21 protein-coding genes and 2 pseudogenes are annotated in these 25,838 nt (G+C 70.3%); 7 read left to right on the top strand and 16 right to left on the bottom strand.

Features of this window, described 5'->3' with window-relative positions:
- Positions 1 to 659: 659 nt before the first annotated feature.
- The gene (locus AC07DI_RS35935; protein WP_478909008.1) at positions 660 to 3,386 is read right to left on the bottom strand and encodes an ATP-binding protein; all 2,727 of its coding nucleotides are present in this window, start codon (positions 3,384 to 3,386) and stop codon (positions 660 to 662) included.
- Between the two features lie 134 nt (positions 3,387 to 3,520).
- On the opposite strand from AC07DI_RS35935, the gene AC07DI_RS35930 reads away from it, so the two are divergent.
- A complete protein-coding gene (locus AC07DI_RS35930; RefSeq protein WP_478909055.1) occupies positions 3,521 to 4,414 on the top strand; it encodes a helix-turn-helix domain-containing protein in 894 nt (297 codons plus the stop codon).
- A gap of 38 nt (positions 4,415 to 4,452) precedes the next feature.
- On the opposite strand, the gene AC07DI_RS35925 is transcribed toward AC07DI_RS35930, so the two are convergent.
- Positions 4,453 to 5,436: a helix-turn-helix domain-containing protein gene (locus AC07DI_RS35925; protein WP_478909006.1), complete on the bottom strand. Its 984-nt coding sequence runs from the start codon at positions 5,434 to 5,436 to the stop codon at positions 4,453 to 4,455.
- Between the two features lie 293 nt (positions 5,437 to 5,729).
- Here AC07DI_RS35925 and AC07DI_RS35920 point away from each other — a divergent pair, with 293 nt between their 5' ends.
- Positions 5,730 to 6,740, top strand: coding sequence for an alpha/beta hydrolase (locus AC07DI_RS35920; RefSeq protein ID WP_478909004.1), 1,011 nt, complete (start codon positions 5,730 to 5,732; stop codon positions 6,738 to 6,740).
- 22 nt (positions 6,741 to 6,762) lie between these two features.
- Here the strand turns inward: AC07DI_RS35920 and AC07DI_RS35915 are convergent, their stop codons facing one another.
- The 3 genes and pseudogenes from AC07DI_RS35915 to AC07DI_RS35905 all read right to left on the bottom strand — a co-directional run bounded on the left by AC07DI_RS35915 (position 6,763) and on the right by AC07DI_RS35905 (position 8,947).
- Positions 6,763 to 7,740, bottom strand: coding sequence for an AraC-like ligand-binding domain-containing protein (locus AC07DI_RS35915; RefSeq protein WP_478909002.1), 978 nt, complete (start codon positions 7,738 to 7,740; stop codon positions 6,763 to 6,765).
- A 141-nt stretch (positions 7,741 to 7,881) separates the two neighbouring features.
- Positions 7,882 to 8,295, bottom strand: a pseudogene (locus AC07DI_RS35910) (transposase family protein); the annotation flags it as partial.
- A gap of 316 nt (positions 8,296 to 8,611) precedes the next feature.
- Entirely contained in the window at positions 8,612 to 8,947 is a 336-nt protein-coding gene (locus tag AC07DI_RS35905) for an ArsR/SmtB family transcription factor (RefSeq protein ID WP_478909000.1), read from the bottom strand.
- Between the two features lie 170 nt (positions 8,948 to 9,117).
- Here AC07DI_RS35905 and AC07DI_RS35900 point away from each other — a divergent pair, with 170 nt between their 5' ends.
- The gene (locus AC07DI_RS35900; protein ID WP_478908998.1) at positions 9,118 to 10,260 is read left to right on the top strand and encodes an FAD-dependent monooxygenase; all 1,143 of its coding nucleotides are present in this window, start codon (positions 9,118 to 9,120) and stop codon (positions 10,258 to 10,260) included.
- A gap of 571 nt (positions 10,261 to 10,831) precedes the next feature.
- Here AC07DI_RS35900 and AC07DI_RS35895 read toward each other — a convergent pair.
- From AC07DI_RS35895 to AC07DI_RS35855, 9 genes and pseudogenes are all read right to left on the bottom strand, one after another.
- A pseudogene (locus AC07DI_RS35895) lies at positions 10,832 to 11,290 on the bottom strand (LysR substrate-binding domain-containing protein); the annotation flags it as partial.
- A 176-nt stretch (positions 11,291 to 11,466) separates the two neighbouring features.
- Positions 11,467 to 12,699: a cytochrome P450 family protein gene (locus AC07DI_RS35890; RefSeq protein WP_478908996.1), complete on the bottom strand. Its 1,233-nt coding sequence runs from the start codon at positions 12,697 to 12,699 to the stop codon at positions 11,467 to 11,469.
- A 13-nt stretch (positions 12,700 to 12,712) separates the two neighbouring features.
- Entirely contained in the window at positions 12,713 to 13,921 is a 1,209-nt protein-coding gene (locus AC07DI_RS35885) for a cytochrome P450 (RefSeq protein ID WP_478908995.1), read from the bottom strand.
- Positions 13,918 to 14,529, bottom strand: coding sequence for a GTP-binding protein (locus AC07DI_RS35880; protein ID WP_384263651.1), 612 nt, complete (start codon positions 14,527 to 14,529; stop codon positions 13,918 to 13,920). The genes AC07DI_RS35885 and AC07DI_RS35880 overlap by 4 nt, the downstream gene beginning before the upstream one ends.
- Entirely contained in the window at positions 14,507 to 14,863 is a 357-nt protein-coding gene (locus AC07DI_RS35875; protein ID WP_384263649.1) for a DUF742 domain-containing protein, read from the bottom strand. Before AC07DI_RS35875 ends, AC07DI_RS35880 begins: the two co-directional genes overlap by 23 nt.
- Positions 14,860 to 15,276, bottom strand: a complete 417-nt coding sequence (locus AC07DI_RS35870) for a roadblock/LC7 domain-containing protein (protein ID WP_384263646.1) — start codon at positions 15,274 to 15,276, stop codon at positions 14,860 to 14,862. Before AC07DI_RS35870 ends, AC07DI_RS35875 begins: the two co-directional genes overlap by 4 nt.
- A 2-nt stretch (positions 15,277 to 15,278) precedes the next feature.
- Positions 15,279 to 16,607, bottom strand: a complete 1,329-nt coding sequence (locus tag AC07DI_RS35865) for an ATP-binding protein (RefSeq protein ID WP_478908992.1) — start codon at positions 16,605 to 16,607, stop codon at positions 15,279 to 15,281.
- Positions 16,608 to 17,411: 804 nt separating this feature from the next.
- The gene (locus tag AC07DI_RS35860; protein WP_478908990.1) at positions 17,412 to 18,224 is read right to left on the bottom strand and encodes an SAM-dependent methyltransferase; all 813 of its coding nucleotides are present in this window, start codon (positions 18,222 to 18,224) and stop codon (positions 17,412 to 17,414) included.
- Positions 18,225 to 18,789: 565 nt separating this feature from the next.
- Positions 18,790 to 19,860 (bottom strand): hypothetical protein, encoded by a 1,071-nt coding sequence (locus tag AC07DI_RS35855; RefSeq protein WP_478908988.1) that lies wholly within the window; start codon positions 19,858 to 19,860, stop codon positions 18,790 to 18,792.
- 274 nt (positions 19,861 to 20,134) lie between these two features.
- Here AC07DI_RS35855 and AC07DI_RS35850 point away from each other — a divergent pair, with 274 nt between their 5' ends.
- The gene (locus AC07DI_RS35850; RefSeq protein ID WP_478909054.1) at positions 20,135 to 20,509 is read left to right on the top strand and encodes a WhiB family transcriptional regulator; all 375 of its coding nucleotides are present in this window, start codon (positions 20,135 to 20,137) and stop codon (positions 20,507 to 20,509) included.
- Positions 20,510 to 20,623: 114 nt separating this feature from the next.
- Positions 20,624 to 21,043, top strand: a complete 420-nt coding sequence (locus tag AC07DI_RS35845; RefSeq protein ID WP_478908986.1) for a pyridoxamine 5'-phosphate oxidase family protein — start codon at positions 20,624 to 20,626, stop codon at positions 21,041 to 21,043.
- Between the two features lie 87 nt (positions 21,044 to 21,130).
- Here AC07DI_RS35845 and AC07DI_RS35840 read toward each other — a convergent pair whose 3' ends face one another.
- Together AC07DI_RS35840 and AC07DI_RS35835 are read right to left on the bottom strand one after the other, a co-directional pair.
- The gene (locus tag AC07DI_RS35840; protein ID WP_478908984.1) at positions 21,131 to 21,472 is read right to left on the bottom strand and encodes an STAS domain-containing protein; all 342 of its coding nucleotides are present in this window, start codon (positions 21,470 to 21,472) and stop codon (positions 21,131 to 21,133) included.
- 483 nt (positions 21,473 to 21,955) lie between these two features.
- The gene (locus tag AC07DI_RS35835; protein WP_478908982.1) at positions 21,956 to 22,999 is read right to left on the bottom strand and encodes a helix-turn-helix transcriptional regulator; all 1,044 of its coding nucleotides are present in this window, start codon (positions 22,997 to 22,999) and stop codon (positions 21,956 to 21,958) included.
- Positions 23,000 to 23,188: 189 nt separating this feature from the next.
- Here AC07DI_RS35835 and AC07DI_RS35830 point away from each other — a divergent pair, with 189 nt between their 5' ends.
- Positions 23,189 to 23,614 (top strand): hypothetical protein, encoded by a 426-nt coding sequence (locus tag AC07DI_RS35830; protein WP_384263628.1) that lies wholly within the window; start codon positions 23,189 to 23,191, stop codon positions 23,612 to 23,614.
- 155 nt (positions 23,615 to 23,769) lie between these two features.
- A complete protein-coding gene (locus AC07DI_RS35825; RefSeq protein WP_478908980.1) occupies positions 23,770 to 24,492 on the top strand; it encodes a VOC family protein in 723 nt (240 codons plus the stop codon).
- Positions 24,493 to 25,838: the final 1,346 nt, after the last annotated feature.

Genomic DNA, 25,838 nt, shown 5'->3' with positions numbered 1-25,838 from the left:
GGCAGGGCGGGCCACGTCCCCGTCCTTGATGTCGCAGCCCTCGGCGCGGAAGCGGGCCCTCGGCGCGGGCGCGGGTAGCGGGCAATCCGCACATTGGAACACCCCGCTGTACCAGCACTCGCACGCCCTCCGGCTGGTGGTTGAGAAGAGCGGTGGTCAGGCGACCGTGGTGGACCGGTGTCGGGATGGATCTGCTCGTGGAGGCCCGAGCAGCGGCCCTCCGGGTGCGCCAAGCCGTAGTGGCCTGTGCGCTCGCAGCGGCCGCCTGCCCGCTCAAATTGGATTCGCGCGCTGATCTCGGTCCAGTCGCGCGGGTACCGGTGCACGTTCCCGGGACGGATGAGCACGGCGGCTCCGCTACTCGCCCGGCGGAGGCCACGGAGGCCACGGAGGCCCGGCGTTGCTCGAAGGCTTCGAGCAAGACGTATGGAGGCCTTCGGCTCTCAGAGCCTGTCTTTGAACCCCCGCCTGCGCCCCGGCGCCCGGCACGCACGCTCGGCGCACGGAGTCCCAGGACAGGTGGCTCCGCCACATGACCTGGGACTCCGCACTCCGATCGCACGCTTCCCCAAGCTCTCGGCTCCGCTCGAGCAGGGGAGGCCCCAATCCGCCGCTGCGCCCGCGCTTCGCGCGGACGACGGGGGTTCAAAGACAGGCTCTCAAGGCTTCGGCAGCGCCCGCCCGAGCGCCGCCCGCGACGTGACCCCCAACTTCGGGAAGATCCGGTAGAGATGGGCGCCGACCGTGCGGGGTGACAGCTGGAGCGCGGCGCCGACCTCCTTGTTCGTGAGGCCGGTGGATACGAGGCGGGCGACGCGCAACTCCTGCGCGGTCAGCTCGTCGGCCGAGGCCGATGGGCCGTCCGACGGGCGGCCCGCGGCCCGCAGCTCTGCCCGGCACTGCTCCGCCCACGGATCCGCGCCCAGCGCCTGGAAGGCGCGGACGGCGGCGTGCAGCGTTTCGACCGCCTCGGCACGGCGGCCCCGACAGCGCAGCCCCGCCCCGTGCAGCAGCCGCAGACGCGCCATGTCGAAGACCCATTCACCAGCCCCCGGCACCGCGCAGGCCGCCGCGTACGCCGCGTCCGAGTCCGCGTCGTCCGCCGTGAGGGCGGTCGCGGCCGCCAGCAGGAAGGCGTGGTGCGCGGAGACGGAGTCCATCCGCGCGGCCCGCCCCGCCGCGACGTGGGCAAGCGCCTCGGCCCGGCGGCCGCAGCGCAGGCTCGCCACGACGAAGTCGAAGAACGGGAGGTGGAACCATGCGAGGCCGCGCGGCAAGCGGCCCGGAGCCATCATGCGACGCAGCAGGAGGTACGCCTCCTCGTGCCGCCCGTGCGCCAGGGCGGCCAGGGCGTCGAGACGGTCCAGGTGGTCCGTGACGAACCGCATCCGTGCCGACGCCGCCACCGGCCCGATCCGCGCCCGCACTTCGCGCAGCCCCCGCTCGTCGCCCCGGCCCGCCAGGAAGTGCGCGTAATAGTGCCGGAAGAGCAGGGCGTTGCAGTGATACCCGAGCTCCTCCGCCGTGTCGGCCTCGCGCAGGCACTCCTCGGCGGCGTCCCAACGGCCCCGCAGGAACGCCTGATGGCACCGCGCCTTCGCGACGGCCCCCTGGGTGGCGTACGTGTGCTCGTCGTCGAAGAGCCGCCGCAGCTCCTCGTCGGCGGCGTCCACCGCCGACGCCGCCCAGAGCAGCAGCCAGGCGGCCGCGGTCTCCCGCCGGGCCGCGACGCGCGCCACCAGCGACCGCAGTTCCCTCTCCGCGCCGTGCGCCGTGCGCGGCGGGTCCGCCCACGCGCGGTGGCACAGGCGTACGGCGGGGGAGAGGTGCTCGTGATGCCGCTTGAGTACGTCCCAGCCGCGCGGGTCACCCGTGTAGGCCGACGCGAGCAGCAGCTTGAACGCCATCTGCTCGACGAGATCGCCGAAGGCCGGCGCGCCGGGCGCCGTCAGCGCCTCCAGTGCCCCGGGCAGCAGCTCGTAGGACGAGGCGAAGTCCACGTGGTGGCTCTGGTCGACGTACACGACCGCGTAGGCGAAGAGCGGAGCGATGTCCTCCGGCACCGGGCAGCGCCGGATCTCCCTCAGGAGTTCCGCCGCGTACGCGAGCCGCCCGCCCCGCGCCGACATCACGGCGGCCCATGTCAGACGGCGGGCGCGGTCGCCGGGACCGGTCCCCAGAGCGGCTGCGCGCTCCAGCAGCATGGCCCCCTCCGCGTCACCGCCGCGCGCCGCGATGCGGGTGCCCGCTTCCTGGAGGCGGGCGGCCAGCCGTTCGTCCGGGCCTTCGGCGGCGGAGGCCTCGTGCAGGAGCCGACGTGGGTCTTCCTCGCGCAGCCGCTGCGCCAACAAGCGGTGCGCGGACCGACGTTCGGCGTCCGAGGTGGCGGCGAGCACAGCGCTCCGCACCAGGGGGTGCCGGAAGACCAGCCGCCCCGCGGCGTCCCAGCGGGCGAGCCCGCTCGACTCGATCGGGCCCAGCAGATGTTCGGCGCCACCCTGATCTCCCCGGCGCACGACATCGCCACCGACGGCCGCCGCGTCATCCAGCGCGGCGAGCAGCAGGACACGTACCGCGCTCTGGGGCAGCGACCGCAGCCGCCGCACGAACACCTCCTCCAGACGGCTGCCCAACGGCGATCGGTCCGGCAGCGGTACGACGCCCCTGCGATGCTCGTCCGCAAGCCGGCCGGGCAACTCGGCCAGAGCGAGGGGGTTTCCCGCGGCCTCCGTAAGGATCCGCCGGACGGCGCCGGCGGCGAGCCCCGGGTGCCGGCGCCGCAGCAACGTCCGCGCGTCGTCGCCCGACAGCGCCTCGACGTCCACGGGGTGGGCGGGCCAGCCCTCAAGCGCGGAACCGTCGGACCGGCTCGCGCACATCATGACGACGGGCAGAGCGACGATCCGCTGGTGGAGGAAGACGAAGACGGCGGCGCTGGAAGGGTCCACCCACTGGAGGTCGTCGACGACGATCAGCACCGGGCCGCGGCGCGCCTGTTCGGCGAGCAGCGCCAGCGCGGCCGCGCCCACCATGAACCCCTTGGGCGGCAGTCCGTCGCGCAGCCCCAGGGCCCGTTCCAGGGCGAGCCGCTGGTGCGGGGGCAGCGCGTGCGAGTTCTCCCGCAGCGGCAACAGCACATGGTGCAGCGCACCGAAGGCGATGCCGGACTCCGACTCGCTGCCCACCACGCGCAGGACGGTGAACCCCTCCCGCGCCGCGCGCGTGGCCGTCCACTCCAGCAGCGCCGTCTTCCCGATGCCCGCGTCACCGCGCAGCACCGTCGCCGACCCGCGGGCACCGATGCGCGCGTTCTCGAGGGACCTCTCCAGCAGCGCCTGTTCGCGCCGACGGCCGACGAGTGTCCTGTCACCCTGCCCGCTGCCCATGACTCTCCTCCGGTCGCCCTGCGACCACCGTGGCACCGCCGCGATGCCTGTGCGTGCACGGCTCGTGCCCCTGCCCGCAGGGAAGGCCGTACGCTCTCGTCAGCCGGGCCCGACCGCATCAGGCTGGCCGCGTGATGACGACCACGCCCACCCCCACCGCCACCACGGGGGACAGCTCCGCACCCCGCACGCTCGGCTTTCTCCACATCCGCACGTTCCGGGGAACGGCGCGCCCGGTACGGCACGTGCCCGATGCCGACGCCGTCGCCGACCCGTACGTCCTGCTGGGCCTCCACACCGAGGGGCGGGCCACGCTCGCCGGGCCGGGCAGCACCGAGGTCTGCCTGCCCGGAGACGTCTTCCTCCGCGACGGAGTGCGGCCCTTCACCCTGGAGGAGACGGAGGATTTTGAACTGCACCTGGTGCGGGTCCCGCGCCGCGCCCTGGCCCTGACCGACCGGGAGGCGCGTGACCTGGCCGGGCGGGCGCCGTTCGCCGACGGAACCGTCGCGCCGCTGCTGGGCCCGCTCCTGAGCGAGATCGCCGCGACCGAGCCCGGACCCCCGTCGCGGACCGTGCTCCGCTCGGCCGGGGCGATCGCCGACCTCGTGGCGCTGCTCGCCGTCGAGGACGCCGGCCCCGGCTCCCCGGAGGACGGCCAGGACCGCGAGGCCCTGGTCCGCAGGGTGCGCGCGTACGTCGACGCGAACCTGCGGGACCGGAACCTGACACCGGCCACCGTCGCCGAGGCCCAGCACATCTCGATCCGCTACCTGCACAAGCTCTTCGAGGGGCGGGGCAGCACGATCGGCCGCTGGATCCAGCACCGCCGCCTGGAGGAGGCCCGGCGCGAGCTGGCCCGTCCGGCACGCGGCGACATCACGGTGGCGGCGGTCGCCAGACGCTGGGGTTTCGCCAGCGCCACCCACTTCAGCCGCAGTTTCCGTACGGCATACGGCATGTCGCCGAGCGACTGGCGCGACGGCCGGACGGGACCCGCCGGGGAACCCGGGACCGGCCGTCGCTGACGGCCCGTCAGCCATGTCCCCCCGGGGCGTCGGCGCCGTCAGACATGCGCCCCCGGAGCATCGGCCGGCCCGGGCATCGCTGTCCGCCGCCACTGCTGCGGCGGACTGCCGTAGACGGACTTGAAGGCGCGGCTGAAGTGCGCCGGGCTGCGAAAACCCCAACGGGCGGCGACCACGGCGATGGACGGACTGCTCCGGCCGCGCCGCGCGAGCTCCCCGGCGCACCGCTCGACGCGCTGACGCTGGATCAGCCTGCCGACGGTGACGCCCTCGGTCTCGAAGAGGCGGTGCAGATAGCGGACCGAGATGACGTGCGCCGCGGCGATGTGTTCCGCGGACAGTTCCGGGTCGCCGAGGTGCCGGTCGATGTACTGACGGATGGTGACGACCAAGGGGTGCCTGTCGTCCTCGGGCGGCCCTTCCGTGTCCTCGGCGAGGTCCTCGACGAGCCCGGCGACCAGATCCGTGACGAGACCGCCGAGTCGTTCACCCACCGGGGCGGACACCCGCGGGGCCGAGGTCTCCAAGTGCCCGAGCAGGGCGGGGAGTACGGCCGCGGAGCCCGCGGGCGGGGGGATCACGCGGGCCGTGAGGGATCGCAGGGGGGCCGAGGGAACGTGCAGCGCGTGCAGGGGCAGCCGCAAGAAGAGGGTCCGGGCCGTGCCCCCGTGCTCGACGGAGAAGGCACGGCGCAGGTCGATGAGGGCCGACTCACCCGGCACCACGGACACACCGCGCCCCTCCTGGACCAGCCGCACCGTCCCCTCGCGGGGAAGGAGCAGCGCCACCGCTTCGTCCGTCCCCGGCGCGGTCGGGCGGGGGCCGCGGACCAGCCGCAGCGGCCCTGACTCGCAGGTGAGCATGCGGACGTATCCGAACTGCCGCAGCGTCACGGACCCCTTGGCGCGGCTGTCGGCGTCCTCGGGTGCCACGAGGCGAGTGAGCCAGCGCGCGAAGGCGGACTCCACGTCGGTCGAGGTCTCGGTGCCCGGCGACACGGCCGTTTGGGATCGAGCGCTCACGGAGGGCTCCCTTCAACCGTCCCCGGGCCGGTGCCCTGTGCGTGGCAGAGGGGGACGGTCACCCCTGGTCCACGGCCCATGACAGTGAGACTGGGCCGACAACCGCGGGAGGCGTTAGGTCATATGACTGTCTTCCGCCTCCACGTCGGGCGCACCGCCCGAAGTGTGCACGCAGCGGCATGGATCAGTGGGACTGCTGGTCCCGTTTCCGGCCGATGGCGTCCTAGGGTGAGTACTCCGAGCCGGCGGAGCCGCGAACGGCCCCGCGATCCGCCCCCTGCGCAGGAGTTCCCGTGGAAGCAGATGTTCCGGTCGCCGGGGAGACACCTGTGCTCGAACGGCGTACGAGGGCCTTCGCCGAAACGTACGCCTGTCCCTCCTCGCCCCGTTCCGGGACCGGATCCGACGACGGGTCCGCGTCCGGCGACCCCGCCTCGGCCAGGTCCCGCATGGCCGCCCTGTGGGACGGCGGCGGCGCGGACGATCCGGACGTCGAGGAGGAGTGGCTCGCGCTGCCGGGGTCCGACGGAAACCGCATCAGGGTACGGATCCTGCGCCCGGCCGGTGCCGACGAGCCGCTGCCGGTCGTGCTGTATCTGCACGGCCTCGGCTGGATGCTGACCGACGCGTACGCGCACCGGCTGCTGCTGGCGGACCTCGTGCTCGGCGCGGACGCCGCCGTGGTCGTCCCCGAGTACGACACCCCGCAGGACGCCCGCCACCCGCACGCCGTGGAGCGCGCCCACACGGTGGCCCGCTGGGTCGCCCGGCACGGCGCGGAGTGCCGCCTGGACGGGGCCAGGATGGCGGTCGTCGGCGCCAGCGCGGGCGCCCAACTGGCGGCGGCGCTCACGCTCGTGGCGCGTGAGCGCGGCGGCCCGGACTTCCGGCACCAGGTGCTGGTCTGCCCGGTGACGGACGCGGCGATGGACACCCCGTCCTACCGGCGGTTCGCGGACGGGTACTTCCTCGGCCGCGACGCCATGTGCGGCTACTGGCAGCAGTACGCGCCGGACCGCGAGAGCCGGGCGCACGGTGCCGTCTCGCCGCTGCGCGCACCCGTGAGCCGACTGCGCGATCTGCCGCCGGCGCTGGTCCTGACGGCCGAGGCCGATGTGCTCCGCGACGAGGGCGAGGCGTACGCGGCCCGGCTGAGGGAAGCGGACGTGCCCGTCGTCTCGATACGCTACCAAGGCACGATCCACGCCTTCGTGCTCTTCGACCTGCTCCGCGGGACCGAGGTGTCCCGGGCGGCCCGCATCCAGGTGACGGACACACTGCACGCCGCCCTGCACACGGCCTGAGTATGCTCCCCGCCCGCGCTCCTCAACCGCCGCCGGGACCCGCGACGTCGCGGTGTCGGCGCCACTCGCTGGGGGAGGTGCCGTACGCCGCCTGGAACCGGCGGCTGAAGTGACTTGGGCTGGTGAACCCGCACCGGGCGGCCACCGCCGCGACGGTCAGCCGGTCGTAGCGGGGCGCGGCCAGCATCTCGCGCGCCTTGGCGAGGCGCTCGGTGATGAGCCACTGCTCCAGGCTGATGCCCGCGTCGCTGAGCAGGGCGTAGAGCTTGCGCACCGAGACGGCGTGCTCGCGCGCGATGTGTTCCGGCGTCAGGTCACGGTCGGCGAGATGGCGGCGGGCGTACGCCAGAATCCGCGTGAGCAGCGTCTCATCCATCGCCGAGCGGACGGCGGGGGACTCCTCGGCGTGCGCGGCGGAGAGGAGCAGCGCGCGGACGAGCTCGGTGGTGGCCGTGGCGAGGGCTCCTGCGCCGGGGTCGCCCTCGAGCCGCCCGGGATCGCGCCAGACCCCGCGCAGATGGGACAGGACCAGGTCGTACATGGGGCTGGCGCGCAGTTGCAGCGAGGCCTTCACCACGGCGTCCACCGGTATGTCCAGGCGGTTCACGTCGAACATCATGGACTGGGAGGCGCCGTCGCCCGACCAGCCGTAGACCCGGGGCGACAGCTCGTGGAACACGCAGATGTCGTCCGGTCCGAGGACCTGCTGCCGGCCCGCGATCTCGGCCCGGTGGACGCCTTCGGACTGGAGCGACACCGAGATCACGGGCCGGCTGCGGTGGTGGCGCACGTGCCGGTCGTTGCGGCGCACCTCGAAGCCCGAGTTGCGGGTGGAGAAGAGCCCGAGCCCGCCCACCTGCCACAGCTCCATGCGCGCGTGGATGCCCGACTCCGGCTCCTCGTGAACCACTTCATTGGGCACCAGCGAGTCGGTCAACGCGTGATGGAACGCGTCCGCCCGCTCGCGTGGCGCCACCGTGGACAGATCGACGAGCAGCACAGAACCCCCAACACGATTACCCCATGAAGCAGACATTCTGCCTCATGGGGAAGGGGTGCTCCGCCGGACGCCGCGGCGCATGGCCCGCCACCGGCAGGACCACGTTGGACGGCCGTCCTTCGAGGGCCCGCAACAGGGAGCTCCTGCCGGGTCGGCGATCACCTGCACGTTCATGCCGTGCTTCTTGTGTTTCCCGGAGTAGAAGGGTCGGTCGGCGGCGATCCGGTCGATTGGCAGCAGCGTGCCGTCCAGGATCACGAACGCCTTGCCGGAGGCTGTCCTCACCGCCTCGGCGAGGGTTGGAGCCAGAGCGGCCAGCATGTCGACGGCCTCAGCGATGTACCGGTAGGCGGTGGTGGTGCCCACGCCGAACCCGGCGGCGAGCTGAGCGTAGGTATGGCCGCATCGCAGGTGGGCCAGCACGAGCAGTGCCTGCCGTCCGGCGGCCAGCCGGCGCCATCGTGTCCCTGGCGCAAGACGACGTGCGGTCAACTCACGGGCGAGGAAGCGCAGAGCGGAGGTGGACAGATCCACCCCGGCTGGGTAGACAAGCATGCGGAAAGCTCCTGGCAGGATGGCTTGTACTCGACACGCACCCGTCTACCAGTAGCTTCTTTACGCCCGGACCCCGCCCTTACCTCCAGTGGCTCTGCTCCGAGACGCAGGTTGAGGACATCTCGATGGGTGTTGGCGTGAGGGAGCGCGCGGAAGTGCTCGGCGCCGATCACGAGCGCGGGACGGTGGTCGAAGCGACACCGATCCATTCGTGTCCGCGTCGTGCTCGGCTACCTGCGAGCCGGGCGCGAGCTGGACCCGGTCGAGCTTGCGGCTCAGGGCCGACTCGGACTCCTACCGGTGTGCTCAGCTGCGTTCAGCGAGGAGCAGTACCGCCCGGGGACTCTGCGCCCAGGAGCGTGAGCAGCCCGGGGAATCTCTTCTCGATGTCCGCACGTCGTAGTCGGACGCCCTTTCGGTTGCCGTAGTCGATCTCGTCAATGAGACCTGCCTCGCGCAGGACCCGGAAGTGGTGGGTCTGGGTCTGCTTCGAGATCGGAAGATCGAACGAGTTGCAACCCCGCTCGCTGTCACTGCGGTCGGTGGCCAACTCCGTCATCACCGAACGACGGTGCTCGTCGGCGAGGGCACGAAACACCGTACCCAGATCGAGCGCATCGGCCTCCGGGCCGTCCAGGTTCCTCCCGGCCACGCCACACCTCCTTCAAGTACGACTTGCATCGTACCTGAAGGGCGTGCTCAACTGAGGTACGAAAATTTTCGTACCTTGGTCCGGTTGTGCTGCCCCGTGCCGCCGCCCCCTGAGCCCAGGGCCGGCACTCGCCGGGGATCTGGTCATCGACACTCCGAGAGGTCATCGTCATGAAGAAGCCCGAGGTGCTGATAGTCGGTGCCGGAATCGCAGGGCCCGCACTCGCCTACTGGCTCTCCCGGAACGGCTACCGGCCGACGGTCGTCGAACACGCCAGGCAGCTGCGCTCCGGTGGCAGCGCGATCGTCGTGAAGGGGCCCGCGATCCCGGTCGCCGAGCGCATGGGCATCCTCCCGCAGCTCCGCGAACTCGCCACTCGCAATCGGTCGCTGACCCTGCTCGACCCCGACGGCAGGCGAATCCTGCAACTCCCGCTCACCTCGGACAAGGCGCCGACGGTCGAGGTGACCCGAGCCGACCTGTCCGAGGTGCTCCACCGGTCGGCGCAGACCGAAGCCGAGTTCTTGTTCGACGACACGGTCACCGCTCTCGACCAGGATGAAGGCGGGGTGGACGTCACCTTCCGGCGGTCCGCGCCACGGCGCTTCGACTTGGTAGTCGGTGCCGACGGGATGCACTCCACCGTACGGCGCCTGGTGTTCGGCCCCGAGCGGCAGTTCGCGAGCGACCTGGGCCTGTACGGCGCGACCGTCCCGCTGGAACCTGACGCCGTCGAGGACCCGACCGAGATGACGATGCTGACCGTGCCGAACCGGATGCTGGTCCTCCACCCCTCGCGGGCCACCCCGCTTGCGATCTTCACCTTCCGGGCCGCACAGCCGGCGCCCCACGACCGCAAGAACATCGCCCTTCACAAGCAGACCGTGGCCGAAGCCTACGCCGACGTGCGGTGGCGGGCACCGGAACTCGTGGCGGCGTTCCTCGACCACCCGGCTCCGTTCTTCGACCCCCTGACCACCCTCCGGATGCCCTCGTGGTCCCGCGGACGGATTGTACTGCTCGGGGACGCGGCGGCGGCGACAGCCCTGCTGGGCGACGGGTCCAGCATGGCGATGGCGGGCGCGTACGCCCTCGCAGAAGAGCTCGCCGCCCATCCCGGTGATCACGCCCGCGCCTTCACCGCCTACGAGTCGCGGCTCCGCCGTGAGGTAGGCCCGCGGCAGCGACGCGTCGGCCTGCTCTCCAGGCTCATGGTGCCCCGCACCCGGCCGGGCCTTGAGGTGCGCAACGCGGTGGGCCGCGCGGTCGGTCGCACGAACCGGATCGCCTCTCGCGAAGCCGCGAACCGGTAGACCGGGCGGGCACCAACCGCTCACCGGTCGCTGCGCAGCTCCGCGGTAGCTCTCAGCCGTGTCGGCACCGCCATGCCCGACGAGCCCGGCGTGGCAGGCCATCGCCGATGCGGCAGGTCGGCTGCTGGCGGCCTCACCCACCGCTCCGGGCGCTCGCCACGACACGGGTGCTGCCGGTGACTACACCCCCCGTGACGCAGAGGTGAAGTGCTGGACGGACAAGGTGTATCGAGGGGCCGACGGCACCACACCCGGGCGCTGGTCCGCGGTCGGCATCTCAAGCTGCGGCGACGTCGGCACAACAGCAGCCAGGCCGGAATCCGTTGCCTCGGCGGCCAAGCCATGGCCGCCCTGGAGGGCTGGCGCCTCCCGCGGAAACTCCGCTGTAGCACGAACCGAGTCACTGCCATCGTGAAGACCGTCCCCGCCCTCCGTCACGCCTCAACCTGAGGTTGGAAAGGGCTCATTGCTCAGGACTCGCGGATGCGTGGGTTTTCGACGGAAACAGTGCTCACGAAATCCGGTGCGGTGCATCGTCCGGCGGTGGTGCGCACTTTGCTGTGCTCGCGACTTACGGGGCGGCGGTCGGTGGCGTGAACAGCGTCTGGACGGTTTCGGTGGTCAGGTCTCGCAGCCAGGTGTGGGCGCGGTCGTCGTCGTAGCGCTGGTGCCGCAGGTACAGGGGAACGCCGGGCAGCGGCAGCGGGGGCGGCAGCGTGGCCAGGCCGAGTTGTTCCCGGGTCGCGCGCGTGACCGGTCGGAGAGGGGGACGACCAGGTAGGTCTCGCGGGCGAGTTGCAGTGCGAAGGCGGCGGTGGGCCCGGCGGCGGCGACGCGTCGTTCGAGGCCGCGTGTGGCCAGGGCGTCGTCGACCGGGTCGCGCAGACGGCCGCGCCGCGAAACGGTGAGAAGCTCGGCGGCTGCGTAGCTCTCGGCTCAGCGGGCGTTCGGTGAGCGGATGGCCGGGTCGGACGGCGACGACCAGCCGGTCCGTGCCGACGGGGCGGTGGCGGATGTCAGGGAGCGTTGGACCTCGGCGACATCACCACGGCCCGCGCCACCGAGGCCATGGTCCTGGTCGTACCCCACATCCTGCGCCGACACGGCTGCAGGCCCTTCGCCGTCTCCCTCGCCCACTGACCACAGTTCCGTGCGGTGGCCAGCCGGCCGTCACCGCACGGTGACGGCCGGTGTTCCGCGCTCCGGTCAGACGGTGGCGGGCCGGAGCCGGACGGGCAGGGTCTGGTGGCCGTTGCTGATTAGGGAGCCGAGCGGCTTCAGGTCGGCGGCGGGTACGGCGAGTTCGAGCTGCGGGAACCGGTCGAAGAGCAGGCGCAGGGCCGTGATGACTTCGAGCCGGGCGAGCGGGGCTCCGAGGCAGAAGTGGACGCCGTGGCCGAACGCCAGGTGCTCCTTGACCGTGCGGGTGATGTCGAAGTCGTCGGCGCTCTCACCGTGCCAGTCGGGGTGGCGGTTGGCCGCGGCGTAGGACGCGAGGATCGCCTCGCCCCGGGCGATCCGCTGGCCGTCGGGCAGTTCGATGTCGCTCACCGCGTACCGCAACGGCAGGTGCTTGACCGCCGGTTCGAGGCGCAGGGTCTCCTCGACGGCGTCGCCCCAGTCGACCTTGCCCGCCCGCAGGAGCGCGAGCTGATCGGGGTGGGCGAGCAGCTGCGTGATTGCCTGGTCGATGACGTTGACGGTCGTCTCGTACCCGGCACTGATCATCAGCAGCAGGGTGTCGCGCAGCTCGTCCTCCGAGAGCCCGCCCTCCTCGTCCTCGTCGCGCGAGGTGATCAGGAGAGACGTCATGTCGTCGCCGGGCTCGGCGCGTTTGGCGGCGATGAGCAGGCGTAGGGCCTCGTACAGCGCCTTGGTGTTGGCCTCGGACTCCTCGGCGGTCAGGGTGGTGTCGAAGACGCCGTCGACGACGTGCCGGAAGGCGTCCTGCTGGCTCTCCGGCACGCCCATGAGCCCGCAGATGACCGCTATCGGCAGCGGGTAGGCGAGGCGCTCGCGCAGGTCGACGATCTCGCCGGGCGCAAGAGCGTCGAGGTCGTCGAGAATGCCGGTGACGACGTTGTCTATGTTCTCCCGCAGCGCGGTGACACGGCGGTGGCTGAAGGCGGGCGCGACGAGGCGTCGAAGGCGCCGGTGGTCCGCCCCGTAGGCGGTGAACATGTTCTCCACCGCGATCCACAGGGCGAGCGGCCACCGCTGCACCGTCTCCTGGAACTCCGGCCAGTGCGCGCGGGCGTCCTTGGAGACGCTCGGGCTGGTCAGCAGCTCCTTGAGGAGAGTGGGATCGGTGACGGACCAGGCGTGCACGCCGAGGATGTCGACGCGGACCGCCTGGCCGTGCTCCCGCAGCAGGCGGTGCTCGTCGTGGGGGTGGGCGCCGGTGGGGTCGAGGATGATCGGCTTCGTGGGCGTGGCCATGGTGCGAGTCCCTTCAGACGGATGCGGCGGCGGGGAACAGGACGGGCAGGGCGCTCAGTGCCCGGTGGAAGGGGCCGGGACGCCAGGTCAGCTTCTCGGGCGGGACGGCGAGGTCGATCTCCGGCAGCGCGTCGAGCAGATGCGTGATGGCCGTCTCGGCGATGAGATAGGCGTGCGGGCGCGCGGGGCAGGCGTGCGGGCCCGTGCTCCAGGACAAATGGGCGCGGTTGCTGGCGATGCGCTGGTCCCCGAGGGCGGGATCGTTGTTGCAGGCGGCCATCGAGATGACGACCGGCTGGTGCGCCGGCAGCAGGAAGCCGTCGACGTCGACCGGGTGCGGCGGGTAACTGATGCAGTAGTTCGCCAACGGCGGGTCGGTGTACAGGACCGTGTCGAGGGCCTCACGGACCGAGGAGCCACCGGCGTGCAGGTCCCCGGAGAACTGGTCGTCGATGAGGATCCGCAGGACCGTGTTGGCGATGAGGTTGGTCAGGGGTTCGATGCCGGCGCCGTAGAGCGTGACGAGCTGGTGGGCCATCTCCACGTCGTCCAGGCCCGCTTCGTGTGCCACGAGCCGGGAGGTGATGTCGTCACCGGGTCGGCGCCGACGCAGGGCCACCAGGTCGGCGACGGCTTCGGAGAGAATCTGGTTGCCGCTCGCGGCGTCCACCCCCTCGAAGATCTTCGCCATGCCGTCGGCGATCCGGCGCCCCATCTCGTCCGGGCAGCCGAGCAGGGCGCTGAGGACGCGGAAGGCGATGGGCCAGGCGTACTGGCTCAGCAGATCGGCGCCCTCGCAGTCCCGGAACTCGGCGATGGTGGCGTCGGCCACCTGCTCGACCACGGTACGCAGCTCGTGCTGGTCGACGGCGTGGATGGCGGAGCTGTTCGCCGACCGGTAGCGGGTGTGCGCGGGACCGGAGGAGCGCAGCGCGTTGGGACGGTGCTCCATCATCGGGCGGACCGGGCAGGTCTCGGGAACGGACTGTTCCCACACGCGCGGATCGGCCGGGAACCGCAAGGGGTCATTCAGGATGCGCCGGGCCTGCGCGTAGCCGATGACGAGAGTCGCCGGCACTCCCGGGATGAGGTCGACCGGGACGAACGGGCCGAATTCGTCCCGCATCCGGGCGTACGCCGCATGCGGGTCGGCTGCGAACTCGGCGCCGTGCAAGGCGATCCGGCGCTCCAGGGCCGCGTCGGTCGAGGTCAGGCTGGTCACGGGCGGGGCTCCAAAACGGGTGCGTGCAATTCGGACAGGTACTCGCAGAGAGTGATCAGGGCCAGCACGCTGGAACTGCCGTCCCGCGCGTCGCACGTCGTCAGCGGCGTGCGCGCGTCCAGGTCGAGGGCCTGGCGGATCTCGGCCAGGTCGTAGCGCGGCGCCTCGTCGAACAGATTGACCGCCACGGCGTACGGCGTGCCCTGCTCCTCGTGCAGCGCGAGGATCTCGAAGGACGCTTCCAGGTTGCGGGTGTCGACCAGGACCAGGGCGCCGAGCGCACCCTCGGTCAACCCCGCCCACATCGGGCGGAACCGGCCCTGACCCGGGGTGCCGAACAGGTACAGCACGAGGGCGTCGCTCAGGTGCAGGCGCCCGAAGTCCAGGCCGACGGTCGTGGTCGTCTTGCGCGGGGTGCGCGCCAGGTCGTCCACCCCGGCGCTGGCCTGAGTGATCCGCTCCTCCATCCGCAGCGGCGGGATCTGGGAGGCGCTGCCCACGAACGTCGTCTTGCCGACGCCGAAACTCCCCGAGATCACGATCTTCGCGGACCGGGTCACGCCGGGAGGCACGTAGATGAGGCCGTCAGACGAGGGCGCGGAGACCACGCAGTACCTCCTGGAGCAGATCGGTTTGGGGTTGGTCGTCACCGGCGGCGACCGGCCGGGTCAACAGGCCCTCGTCGATGAGGGAGGAGACGAGGATGCGGACCGTGGAAGGAGGGAACTCCAGGGCGGCCGCGATGTCCGCGACCGCCAAACCCCCGCCGCCGGCGTGGGTGAACAGGCCCATGACTCGCCGGGCGTCCGCGCCCAGGCCCTCACTTGAGCCGCTCGCGGCGAGCAACACGGTCTCCAGGCGCACATCCGGGTCGGCGCGGACCCGTCCGTCGGTACGGACGTAGGGCCTGACCAGATCCGGGTCCCGCCGCGGCCCGCTCACGTCGTCGGCAGGCCTTCGCCGGAAGGCTGCCGCGCGGCGACCTTCATCTCGTGGCCGACACGCTGCGCCAGCTCCAGCATGTGATGGGTGATCAGGCCGATGTCGGCGTCCGGACCGGTCGTCTGCACCGACAGCATGGTGTTGCCCCCGGCCTGGGTGATCAGGCCCACGTGGTTGGTCAGCTCGATCAGCGCCTGTCGGGTCCCACCGCCGCCGGTCTCCTCGTCGTACGCGAGCGCGGCGGCGCGGACGGCCGCGGTGATCGCGGCGAACTTCTCCGCGTCGTCCTGGCCGATCCCGGACGTCCGGGAGTGCAACAGACCGTCGGAGCTCATCAGCACCGCGTGCCTGACGCCGTCGAGGGACCCCAGTGCTCGGTCCAGCAGCCAGCCAAGTTCGTTGCCGGTGGTCACGGTCAGGCTCCTTCGTGCGTGGTGGTCGAATCTTCGGTGCGTGCGCTGCGCGTCCCCTTCGCCCAGGCAGCGGCGATGGAGGGGCGGCCCGGCGCCGCCTGGCCGCCGGAGGATGCTGCCCGCCCGCTCGCGGGAGCAGTCGTCCGCGACCGCACGGTCAGTCCACTGGCGGTGGTGCGCCTGGCGGCGACCGGTTCGGCCTGCGGCTGCGGGACGGCGGGCGGGGGAGGGGCGGCAGCGGTCAACAGGCTCTTGGGGATGAACATGTACACACGCGTCCCCCCGAACGGGTTCGGTGCCTCCAGGTCGATACGGAACCCGTAGTCACCGGCGAGAGCCGCCGCGGCCCGCAGGCCGGTCTGCGGATGGGCACCCAGCTGATTGATGTCGTCGCGCTGAACCCCGGTCAGAATCCGCCTGGCCCACGTCAGCTGCTCCTCGTTCATGCGCAGGCCGGCGTCGTCCACGATGACAGAGACGCCGTGGTGCCCCTCCTGGAAGGCCACGTGCACCCGCGCGGAGGAGGGGGAGTAGCGGACCGCGTTGTCCAGCAGCACTGCCAGCGCGTGCACGATGGGCCCGACCGCCCGGCTGGTCACGGTGACGCCGAGCTCCTGGTGCTCGACCCGCTCGTACTCCTCGATGCTGCCCATCGCCGCCCGCACCACATCGGTCAGCGGGGTGGCCGGCCAGCGCCGCGACAACTTGCCGCCGGACAGGACGACATAGTTCTGGGCGACGAGCAGCATCTGTTGCGTGGGGTGGTCGATGCCCACCAACGTCTCGTACGCCTCATCGCCCTCGTGCCGCCGCACACCGTGGCTGACGCGCTGACTCAGCTTCGACGCCATGCCCACCATCGCGGAGGAGACGGCCCGCACCGCTGCCCGGCTGGCGGCCTCGGCGCTCTCCCGCGCGCGGGCCACCTCGTCCTGCGCGCTCTTGCGGACCTCGTCGATCTGACCGCTCGTGCTGGTCTGCGCGTCGTACTGCACCTTGCGCACCGTATGGGCCGCAGAGTCGGCAAGACCCGTCAGCCGCTGGGCAAGAGCCGTGTTGACCAGCGCCTCGGGAAGCTCGATGTCGACACCGTGGCCGGTGCCCAGACGCTCCGCCTCGGCCCCCAGCCGCGGAATCACATGGTCGGCGAGCTGCGCCAGCACCTCCTCGGTGGCACGCTGCCGCCCGGCGACCTCCTCGACCTGTCCACGGAGGTGGTCGCTCGTACGGCGCTCGCCCCGGCACTGGTCCCAGAACCGCCAGGCCGCACCACCGGCGGCCAGGGCCAGAACCGAGGGCACCACGGTGGTGGCCTGCATCAGGTCTGTCATCACGTCCTCTACAGATGTCGGGGTCAAAGGGGCGTCAGCGTCAAAAGAGGCAAGGGATCCAGGCGCCGCCGACGGGTCGATACGGAGCGACGGCGGTAGGAACGAGAGGACCGGCCGCGGCCGCAAGGCCACCCTGCCCGAAACGGAACCCACCGCACACAATCGGCCACGGTGCACGACCGGAGCGAGCCCACAGCCCGGCGGCGACTCGGAGTACGGGCCGTTCACGAGTGTCCTAGAGCTGTCGGGACCCGGCGCACCGGGACGGAGCGGAAACGGTCGACCCGAAAGGGATCGCCGAGCCGGAGAAGCCTCCGACTACGCGGGAGACGACGCCGGTTGACACGTGAAACGGAAGGCCGACCGGAGGGGAGACGCGACGGCCGGGCCGAGCCAGTGGGCGCGTCGAGCCCACGTCGAGGACCCGGCCTGTCTCACCGTACTCATCAGCACTTCCTGGTTTCCCCTCGATCACAACAGACTTTCGGCAGCGCACATTTTCGGCCAACTGGCTAACAGAAAAAGCCAGTTGCCTGTCGCTCGCAAACATATCCTGTCGTAACTACCGACCGTTTGGCCAGGTGGCTACAGGTGACGAGTGGATCATGTGAAGGACTGTGCCGGCACCCTGCACGTGACCGGTCCGCGCCCCGGCTCCGAGGGGGAGCCGCTCCTTGGAACTTCAAGCGGAATGCTTCGGGCGGTGCCCGGCCGGCCGCGGCGCCGTGTACGCCGTGTACGCCTGGAGCGTGGTGCCCAGGTGGCCCGCCCGCTCGCGGTGGCCGTCCGCTCGTCCAACCGGAGTCACGGCTTCACGGCCACCGCGCCGAACTGGGGGAGTACGGCCACCGAGTTCGCGTCAGCGCGCCATTGCGAACACGAGACAAGGCCGGGAGCGAGAAGGTTCAGTCCTTCGAAGAACGCGCTGATCTCTGCGCGGCTTCGGGCGGTGATCGGCGGCGTGGCGTTTTCGTTCCAGAACTTCATCGCCTCGACGTTGCCTTCACCACCGAGGTCGGTGTCCGTGGTCGGGTGCGTCACGGCGAGATAGCTGCCGGAGGGCACCGCGGCCATGATCCGGCGCACGATGTCCAGCGCTTGTTCCGTGTCGAGGATGAAGTTGAGGATGCCCAGCATCATGACCGCGACAGGCCGCTCGAAATCAAGGGTTGCTGAAGCACCCTTGATGACGCTGTCCGGGTCGTGAACATCGGCGTCGATGTAATCGGTGGCCCCCTGCGCCGTGCCGACCAGCAGGCTGCGGGCGTGGACGAGCACGATGGGGTCGTTGTCGACATAGACGATCCGGGACTCGGGCGCGACCCGCTGGGCGATCTCGTGAGTGTTGTCCAGGGTCGGCAACCCGGTCCCGATGTCCAGGAATTGCCGCACTCCGCAGTCGGCGCTCAGGAACCGGACCGCACGGCCGAGGAAACCGCGGTCCGCGCGGGCCACGTCTCGGATCACCGGGAACATCGTGGCGACCTGTTCACCGACGTGCTGGTCGACCTCGTAGTTGTCCTTGCCGCCGACCCAGTAGTTCCACACCCGCGCGTTGTGCGCGACCCCGGTATTCAGCCTGCCCGATACGTCCGACGAGTGGTGGCCCTTACTCATGTCATTCCCTCTCCGCATGTGCGCATGCCGCGTCCCGGACGTGTAGCCGGCGTGGCGACGACGCCCCAGGTGGTCATTGTGGCGGCCGTGGATCACGGTGTCCGCGCATTCGCAGGTTCCGAGCGAGGGCCGGGCGTAACGGCGTTGGTACGGGTGGTTCGCCTACCGGCGACACAGAGCATCGCGTCGCAGCCTGCCCCTGGCCCAGAGAGACCCGATCACCATGCCGAGAACGCCCATATACGTCGTGAGCGGACGGTCGTTCGCGAGGAGCCCTGGGAGGGTCACCACCGCGACGATCAGAATCCACCCACAGCCGACAACCGTCAGGTCGGCCGAATCCGGACGACTTCCCTCTTGCCTGCGCACCCGGCTCCTTCCCTCGTCGATGACAAGGCCCGGTCCGGCCCAGTCCTGCGTGCCCGGTGCGTCAGTCCCCCGCTGCAACAGCGTGTAGTACTGGTCCGAGCGCCCCATCCGTGCCCTCCCGCGCTGGTGCGATGCGGCGACGCCGGCGCCCGCCACCCGCAGCAGTGTGGCGCGACAGCTGCCCGTGCCGCGCCCTTCAGTCCCCGCCACCGTCCCCACCTCCGTCTCCTCCGTCTCCTCCGTCTCCGCCGTCGCCCCCGTCTCCGCTGTCGGAGCCCCAGCCGTCCGAGCCGCCCGGTTCGTTGTCGTCGCTGCCGCTGCCCAAATTGCTGAACCAAGGGCGGTCCCAGGTGTCGTCGGTCGCGACCGGTTCGCCGGCGTCGGCGTTCGGGCGCTGGAACCGGAAGCGGGCCGTTCCCGTGGTGTCGCCAAGGCCGAAGGCGGCAGCGAAGGCGTGGACCATGACGGCGTCCAGGGGGTCCGGGCTCTCGTAGCGCACGGGCGCCAGGGGCAGCAGCACCGTGCCGGGATCGAGTTCCGGGCGGCGCGGCGGTCGCTGTATCAGGGCGACCCGCCGCTCGTCACGCAGCAGCCAGGAACTCGCGTGGTCCGCCCGCCGCAGCTCCCAGACGCCCTGCGGCGACCGCGCCTGTACATAGCTCTTGGATTTGCGCAGCTTCTTCTTGAGAGCGAGAACGGCCGGTACGTCCCCGACGGTCATCCGCAGCCCGTGCGCCTGGTCAGCGGTGCTGCTCAGGAAGCCGTGCGGCGCCCGTATCCGTACGGGCGGAGCACCCGGTCCCCACACATCCACGCGCACCAGTCGGCGGTCCACCGCCACGCTCACCTGCCCGGCGGGCCCATGGGCGTACCGCCGGGCCATCCACAGCGGTACGCCCTCCGCCCGTGCCTGTTCGGCCAGGGCGTTCAGCTCCGCGGGCCCGCCGCAGCGTCGCATCGCCAATTCTCCGAATTGCCGCGCGAATTCGGCCGCCCGGCGCACCTTCACGGGGAGGGTGGTGCCGGTGACGCGCGTGACCGGAACGATGCCGCTGCCGACGGCCAGCCGGTCCAGCGGACGCTCGGAACCGCCGCCGCCGAGCCAGTGCCCGCGCTGAAACGCCTCGGCCATGGCGGGCAGGTTCAGCTCACTCAGCGGCGTGATCTTGCCGCCACGACGCAGGTCTTCCTCCGTCAGTTCAACGGTCCGCGCCAGCGGATTCCACGACCGTTCCGTATAGAGCACTTGGCTCACGCCGTCCCCCATGTCCGTTCCCCATGTCCGCGCCCCGTGTCCGCCCTGTGCCCGTGCGGATGCCGGTGCAGCACTGTGACCAGCCTATCGAGCCTCAGGACGCACTCGAACGGTGTCCGGTTTCCGAGGCCTGGACACCGTCGGCGGCAACGGTCCACCCCACTGCCGCGGCTCCGGCCCAGCAGGCACCGTATGCGTTCGTCAAGTCCCCTTCACCCGTAGGGATTGCCCCGGTATGACGACGCCCCATGCCCCGCGCGCTTGCCGTACCGTTTCCGACCTGCGCCTGCCCAGGGGAGAGCGGCGGGCCGGAACGGGAGAGGACGGCTGCGGAGTGGTCGGGGATGATCAGAAGACCTGGAGTGCGCGAGCGGTCTGCCGAACCGCTGATCCGGACGACCTGTTCGCCGAAGGCGCGGCCCAGAACAGGGCCAAAGCCATCTGCACCGGCTGCCCGGTGCGCACCGAGTGCCTCGCCTACGCCCTGGACGACCGCATCGAGCACGGAATCTGGGGCGGCATGACCGAACGGGAACGGCGGGCCCTCCTGCGGCGGCGCCCCCTGGTCACGTCCTGGCGCCGCCTGCTGGAAGCCGCCCGAGCGGAACACGAGCGGATCGCGGACGCCGACGAAGAAACGTCTCTGGGCGCCACAGGATGACACGACGTCATGGTCTCTGCGGCGTCCCTGCGGCTTTGGTCGTAGGTCGCAGGTGGGTGGTCAAGCGGTCAGCGGCGCCGGAGAATTGGAGACGTGAAATCTCCTGGGTTCGATGTGGACGCCTTCCTGCAGCAGCCCCTCACCGCGCGCATCGCGACGAGCGGACCAACGGTGCGCCCCGTCTGGTTCCTCTGGGAAGAGGGAGTCTTCTGGACCCTGACAGGCCGTTGGACCCGGCTGTTCGACCGCGTGAAGGAAGACCCGAACGTCGCCCTCGTGGTGGACGAGTGCGATCCCGCGACCGGGCGTGTATGGCAGGTGATCGCTCGCGGCCGGGCCGAGCTTGTGGCCTTCGACGTACCGAGAGGGCGGCGCAAGCTCGCCCGCTACTTGGGAGCGGACGAGGCTCTGTGGGACGCGCGTTTCGTGCGCTACCTGCACGATGATCCGGGTGAACGAGGCACGATGTGGTTGCGTTTGCGGCCTTTCTCGCTCACCGCGACGGATCTCAGTTACTCCGTCAAGGCTCGGTGACCGCCCTAAACCATGCCGTCACCGAAAATCACCAAGCCAAGCCAGGCCAAGCTCACGCAGTCGCGGAAGGCTGCATCTCAGTGCTGGTCAGAATGCGCGCAGGGGCAACCGTCCCCGTAGTCCGGCTCGTTCGATGGCCGTGTCGGCGACGGTTCCGGTCCAGGCGATGGCGACCGTGATGCCGACCGCGTCGAGCGCTTGGCAGATGCCGAGCAGGGTGAACAGGCCTGCGTTGTCGCAGTGGGTGAGGGCGGAAAGGTCCAGCATCAGCCGGCGGCCACCGCGGGGGCGCGAGGCGACCTGCACGATCGCTTCGCGCAGTACGGCGGTGGTGTCGAGGTCCAGCTCTCCGGACAGGCATATGAGCACCACGGACCGGGCCGCCGGGACATGGCGGATCACTAGCCGGGCCTCGGTCTCTTGATCCATGTCCGTAGCTTTCCGTCTCAGCCCGCAGGCGGCGCGGTGTCCGCGCGGTGGTCAGCGAAGATCTCCCGAAGGTCGCGCACAGCAGGGCCGCGTCAGCTGGCTGCCGGAGGGGCGCGGCCACCTGTTGCAGCTGCACAGTGGGGCCGCCTGCGATGGTCGGCAGCACCCGCGCGTAGTTCGTCAAGGACGCCCACGCTTTGCCGCCACTGAGCATGGCTCGACCCCCGTCTACGCCCGTCGCCTTGTCGTCGCCAACACCAGCGTGGCGTTACCGGAAAGCTTCCTCGCTCATCTTGTCGCATGGAGGCCCGTGAGGGCTACTGAGAACGAGTTTGCGGACGCGAGGGGGGGGACTCCAGCGCGAGTGGTGCTTCGACGCGTGTGGTGCTCCGTCTGCGCGGGTGATCGGACGACGGTCAGACACCGTCGTACCGCGGCGTACTCAGGACGGTCCCTGAAACCTGCTGCCCAGAAGCCTGCTGCTCAAGACAGACCGGCGATGAGCTCTTCACGGCTACTGACGCCCGTCTTGCGGTAAATGGCCTTGAAGTGATCGTTGGCGGTGTGGGGGGACAGGCCGAGGCGACGGGCGATGTGCTTGACCGGCAGGCCTTCGAGTGCCTGCTCGATGACCGCCTTCTCCCTTGGCGTGATCCCGTACCAGGCAGAGACCGCAGGCAGGAGCAGAGGGGCCGAAGCGCACTGGATGGTGATGGCCACATCCCCCTTGCTCGCTCCACCGAGACCTTGGGCGTGCAGCACGATCCACCCTTGAGGCGTGGGGATGCGGGAGACGGCCGGCCCGGCAGCCGGCCGGGCGAGATGCGTCATGTTCAGCTGGGTCCCCACGAAAGCAGGGTCGTCGTCGGTTTTCGGAGCCGTGCGAGAGAGCCCCAACTCGAGCAACCAGTCCTGCCCGGACGGGGTCATCGACTTGATCCTGTCGTCGGCGCAGATCACCATGACGCCAGGTGGAAGAAGTTTCCGGCTGGCCGGCCGCAGACCCTTGCTGCTCACGAATTGCTGCAGCGCGACTGCCAGTGGCGTCGCAAGACGGGCGGCGTGCACCGACTCGGCGGCCGAGAACGGCCGGTTGCCCTGCTCCCGCAGCAGAATCAGCATCCCCAGTGGCACACCCGAAGCCACCAGTGCTACGCGCATCTCGCTGATGATGCCCGCCCCGACCATGACGTCATGCACTCGCGCGCTGTGCCGGAAGTCCGGATGGTCTGCGTTGAGGACGTCGACAGGGGACGGTCCGGCGGCCAGGCCGGCGAACGGATATGGATGGGCGTCGAGAGTCGTGTCGGTCCGCAGTCGATGTGCGGTGCCGAGGCGGTAGCCGCGTCGGCCCGTGTGGAAGCAGCCGGCTCCGCTGGCGGGGTCGAGGCCCACCAGCAGGTACCCGTCGTGCGGAATGATCCGGGCCAGCTGGTATGAGACCTCTCTGCCCAGATCAGTCACGCTCACGGCCTCGGCCGCGCGTTCCAGGACGGTACGGCAGATCAGATCCGACCTCGCGGCCATGCCTCGAAGGTAGCGGATTTCAACCCCCCAAATCCTGGGATATCCAGAGCTTCACCACCGGTTCACTATCGGGGATGTCCTCATCGGGTACCGGGCTACCGGGATGAACGCCAACGGTGGGAACCACTGGGTCCGCTCAGTGCCGCTCAGTGCGGGGACTGTGACCGAACACCATCGAAGGGAACTCCCATGCGCACCAAGCTCGCCGCAACCGGCCTCGCCCTCCTCCTGGGCATCGGCGGTCTGGCCCTGGCGCCGGCCGCCGGTGCCACCACCGTGGCCCCGGAGCATCAAGCGTCCCTCACCGCCGCGCCGGGGTTCTACGCCGGCGGCACGTGGCAGCTCGTGCAGAGCAACTCCACGACGACGACGCTCAATGTGACGCAGGACGACAACGGACGGCTCTTCGGAACCGCCTCCTACTCCAACGTCGTCGGCACCATCGAGAACGGTTCGGTGGATGGGCCCAACATCTCGTTCACCATCGGCTGGTCGAACGGGCTGAGGGGCCGCTACACCGGCTCCCTGGGGTTTGACCGCCGGTTGTCCGGCACAACGTTCGATCTCACCCACCCGGGCAGCCAGGCGACCTGGTTCACCCCGCGCACCTTCTAGCGCCGAACCGCTGATGGCCGGTCGCTAGTGGCGACCGGCCATCAGCAAGGGCCGTTCCTTAGTGTCAGGGGGGGGGCGACTGCGAGGGGTGAGCCCGGGTGTGTAGCGGAAGGACTGGCAGGCGGGGTTGACGGTGGGGCTGCGAGGATGCGGTCATGGAGCAGATTCTGAGTCGGCAGGAAGCGTCGGACGCGGTTCGGGATTGCGGGTGGCGCTACCTGTTGGGCGCCTTGCGAACGTCGGTTCCGGTCGGGTCGTTGGCTCAAGCGATCAGTTTGGCAGCGGACGCTGTCGGAGTGTGTGGCGACGATGCCGATCGTCATCTCCAGGTCGATGTCCGCCCTGATCTGGCCGTCTTCACTCTTCAGTCCTTGGACCACGCGGCGGTTACTGCTCGGGACATCGAACTCGCGCGCCGGGTCTCTGCCACCGCTGAAAAGTCCGGGCTTCTGCCGGAGCCGGGAATCGGAACGCGGGCACCACGGTCCGTCCAGATTCTGGAGATCGCAATCGATGCCCTGGACATCGCCGGGATTCGACCGTTCTGGAAGGCGGTGCTGGGCTACGCCGATGAGGCTGGAGCCGAGGGTCCGGAGGATCCGCTCGTCGACCCGGTCAGGCAGGGCCCGGCCATCTGGTTCCAGCAGATGGACCGCGCGCGTCCGCAGCGGAATCGCATCCACATCGACATCAGTGTTCCGCATGACGAGGCACGCCGCCGGGTCGAAGCCGCGCTGGCAGCGGAGGGCCGGCTCGTGTCCGCGAGCCGTGCCCCTGCCTTCTGGGTTCTGGCCGACCTGGAGGGCAACGAAGTCTGCGTCACTACTTGGCAGGGCCGGGACGGCTCCCCCAACGTGCCGGTGACAGTCACTCGTTGAAGCCGGGCCGAGGAGGGTTGCCTCGCCGTAGCGGACCGCAAGCTGGTCACATCTCGCGGCCACGGCATGATGCCTTTTGAGGCGATTGATGTCGTAGTTGGGTGAGCTTGGCATCGGCTCGGGAGTGTAGGGCGGCGAAGAGCCGCTGTACCACCGCCAGCTCTACTTCAGGCACACGCCCCCGCCCGCCACAACGACCGCCCTGCACAACGGTCAAGCGACTTGCTCCGGTGAACTCTCGCAGAGGGACGGCACCTAGCAGCGGCGGGGCTCGGCCACTCTGGCTTGCTATCCACAATGTCAGTAAACCGCGTCAGCGGTTTTGTCTTGGCTACGCGCTTGGCTGTCTTGCTGGCTCAGTCGGTATTTGTTTCGCGCCGTAGCTCCCGTTTTAGGGGTTATGTGCTGTCTTCCATCTCCCTTCTCTGCCCGTATGGCCTCCTCATCTGCCCGTATGGGCCCATAGGGTTGCCCGCGTGGCTCCCGCTCATCCGCACGGCGCCTCGGTCTGCTTCTTAGTGGTGCGCTGGAGGGGTGGTGGGGTGGTGGTGGAAACCAGCTACGCGGTTTTCTATTGACAGGGGGTGGGGGATCGTTTTGAATCGGGTGGCGGTAAGGGGGCTGGTTTGCCTCTTCCGGTAGGGGGAGCGGGGGGTGGGTGTGGTGGCGGGTTTGGGTGTGGTGTGGCCTGGTTGGGGTCGGTGTGTGCTGCCGGTCCGGGCGCCGCCCGTGTGCGTGTAGCGTCCGCGCGGGGTTCGCTGTCCGTGTTGTTTGTGCGGCCTGTGCGGCCTGTGCGGCCTGTGTTGCTTGTGCGGCCTGTTTTGCTTGTGCCGTTCGTGATTGTCGGTGTTGTTTGCGCTGTCTGTGCTGGTGTGGGGCGCGTGCCGTGTGGCCGTTCGTGTGGCCGGTTCCGCTGTGTGCTGTCTGTACTGCTCGTGCTGGCTGCAGTACCCGTACTGCTCGTGCTGGCTGTGCTGGTTGCGCTGGCTGTTCTGCCTTCAGCGCCCGTGCTGCCCGCGGTACCCGTGCTGGCTGTGCTGCCCGTCGGTGTCCCTTCTGCCTGTAGTGCTGGTACTGCCTGGAGTATCCGTTCTGCCCGTTGTTCTGCCTGTGCTGGTTGCGCTGCTCATGTCGTCTGTGCTGTCCGCGCGTGCGTGGTGTGGGTGCTGTCTGTATCGCCCGCGCCGCCCGCAGTGCCTGTATCGCCCGCGCGGCCCGTGGTGCCTGTGTCGTGTGTGCTGCCTGTGGTGTTGGTGGTGGGGGAGTGTTTGCCGGGTGGTGGTGTGGGTGTCATGTGGGGTGGGGGTGTGGCGGTGTCTTCTGTGGCTGGTCGGTCGGGGTTGGGG

This window comes from Streptomyces sp. NPDC044106 (assembly GCF_056433985.1).
This window is presented reverse-complemented; position numbering and strand designations above follow the sequence as displayed.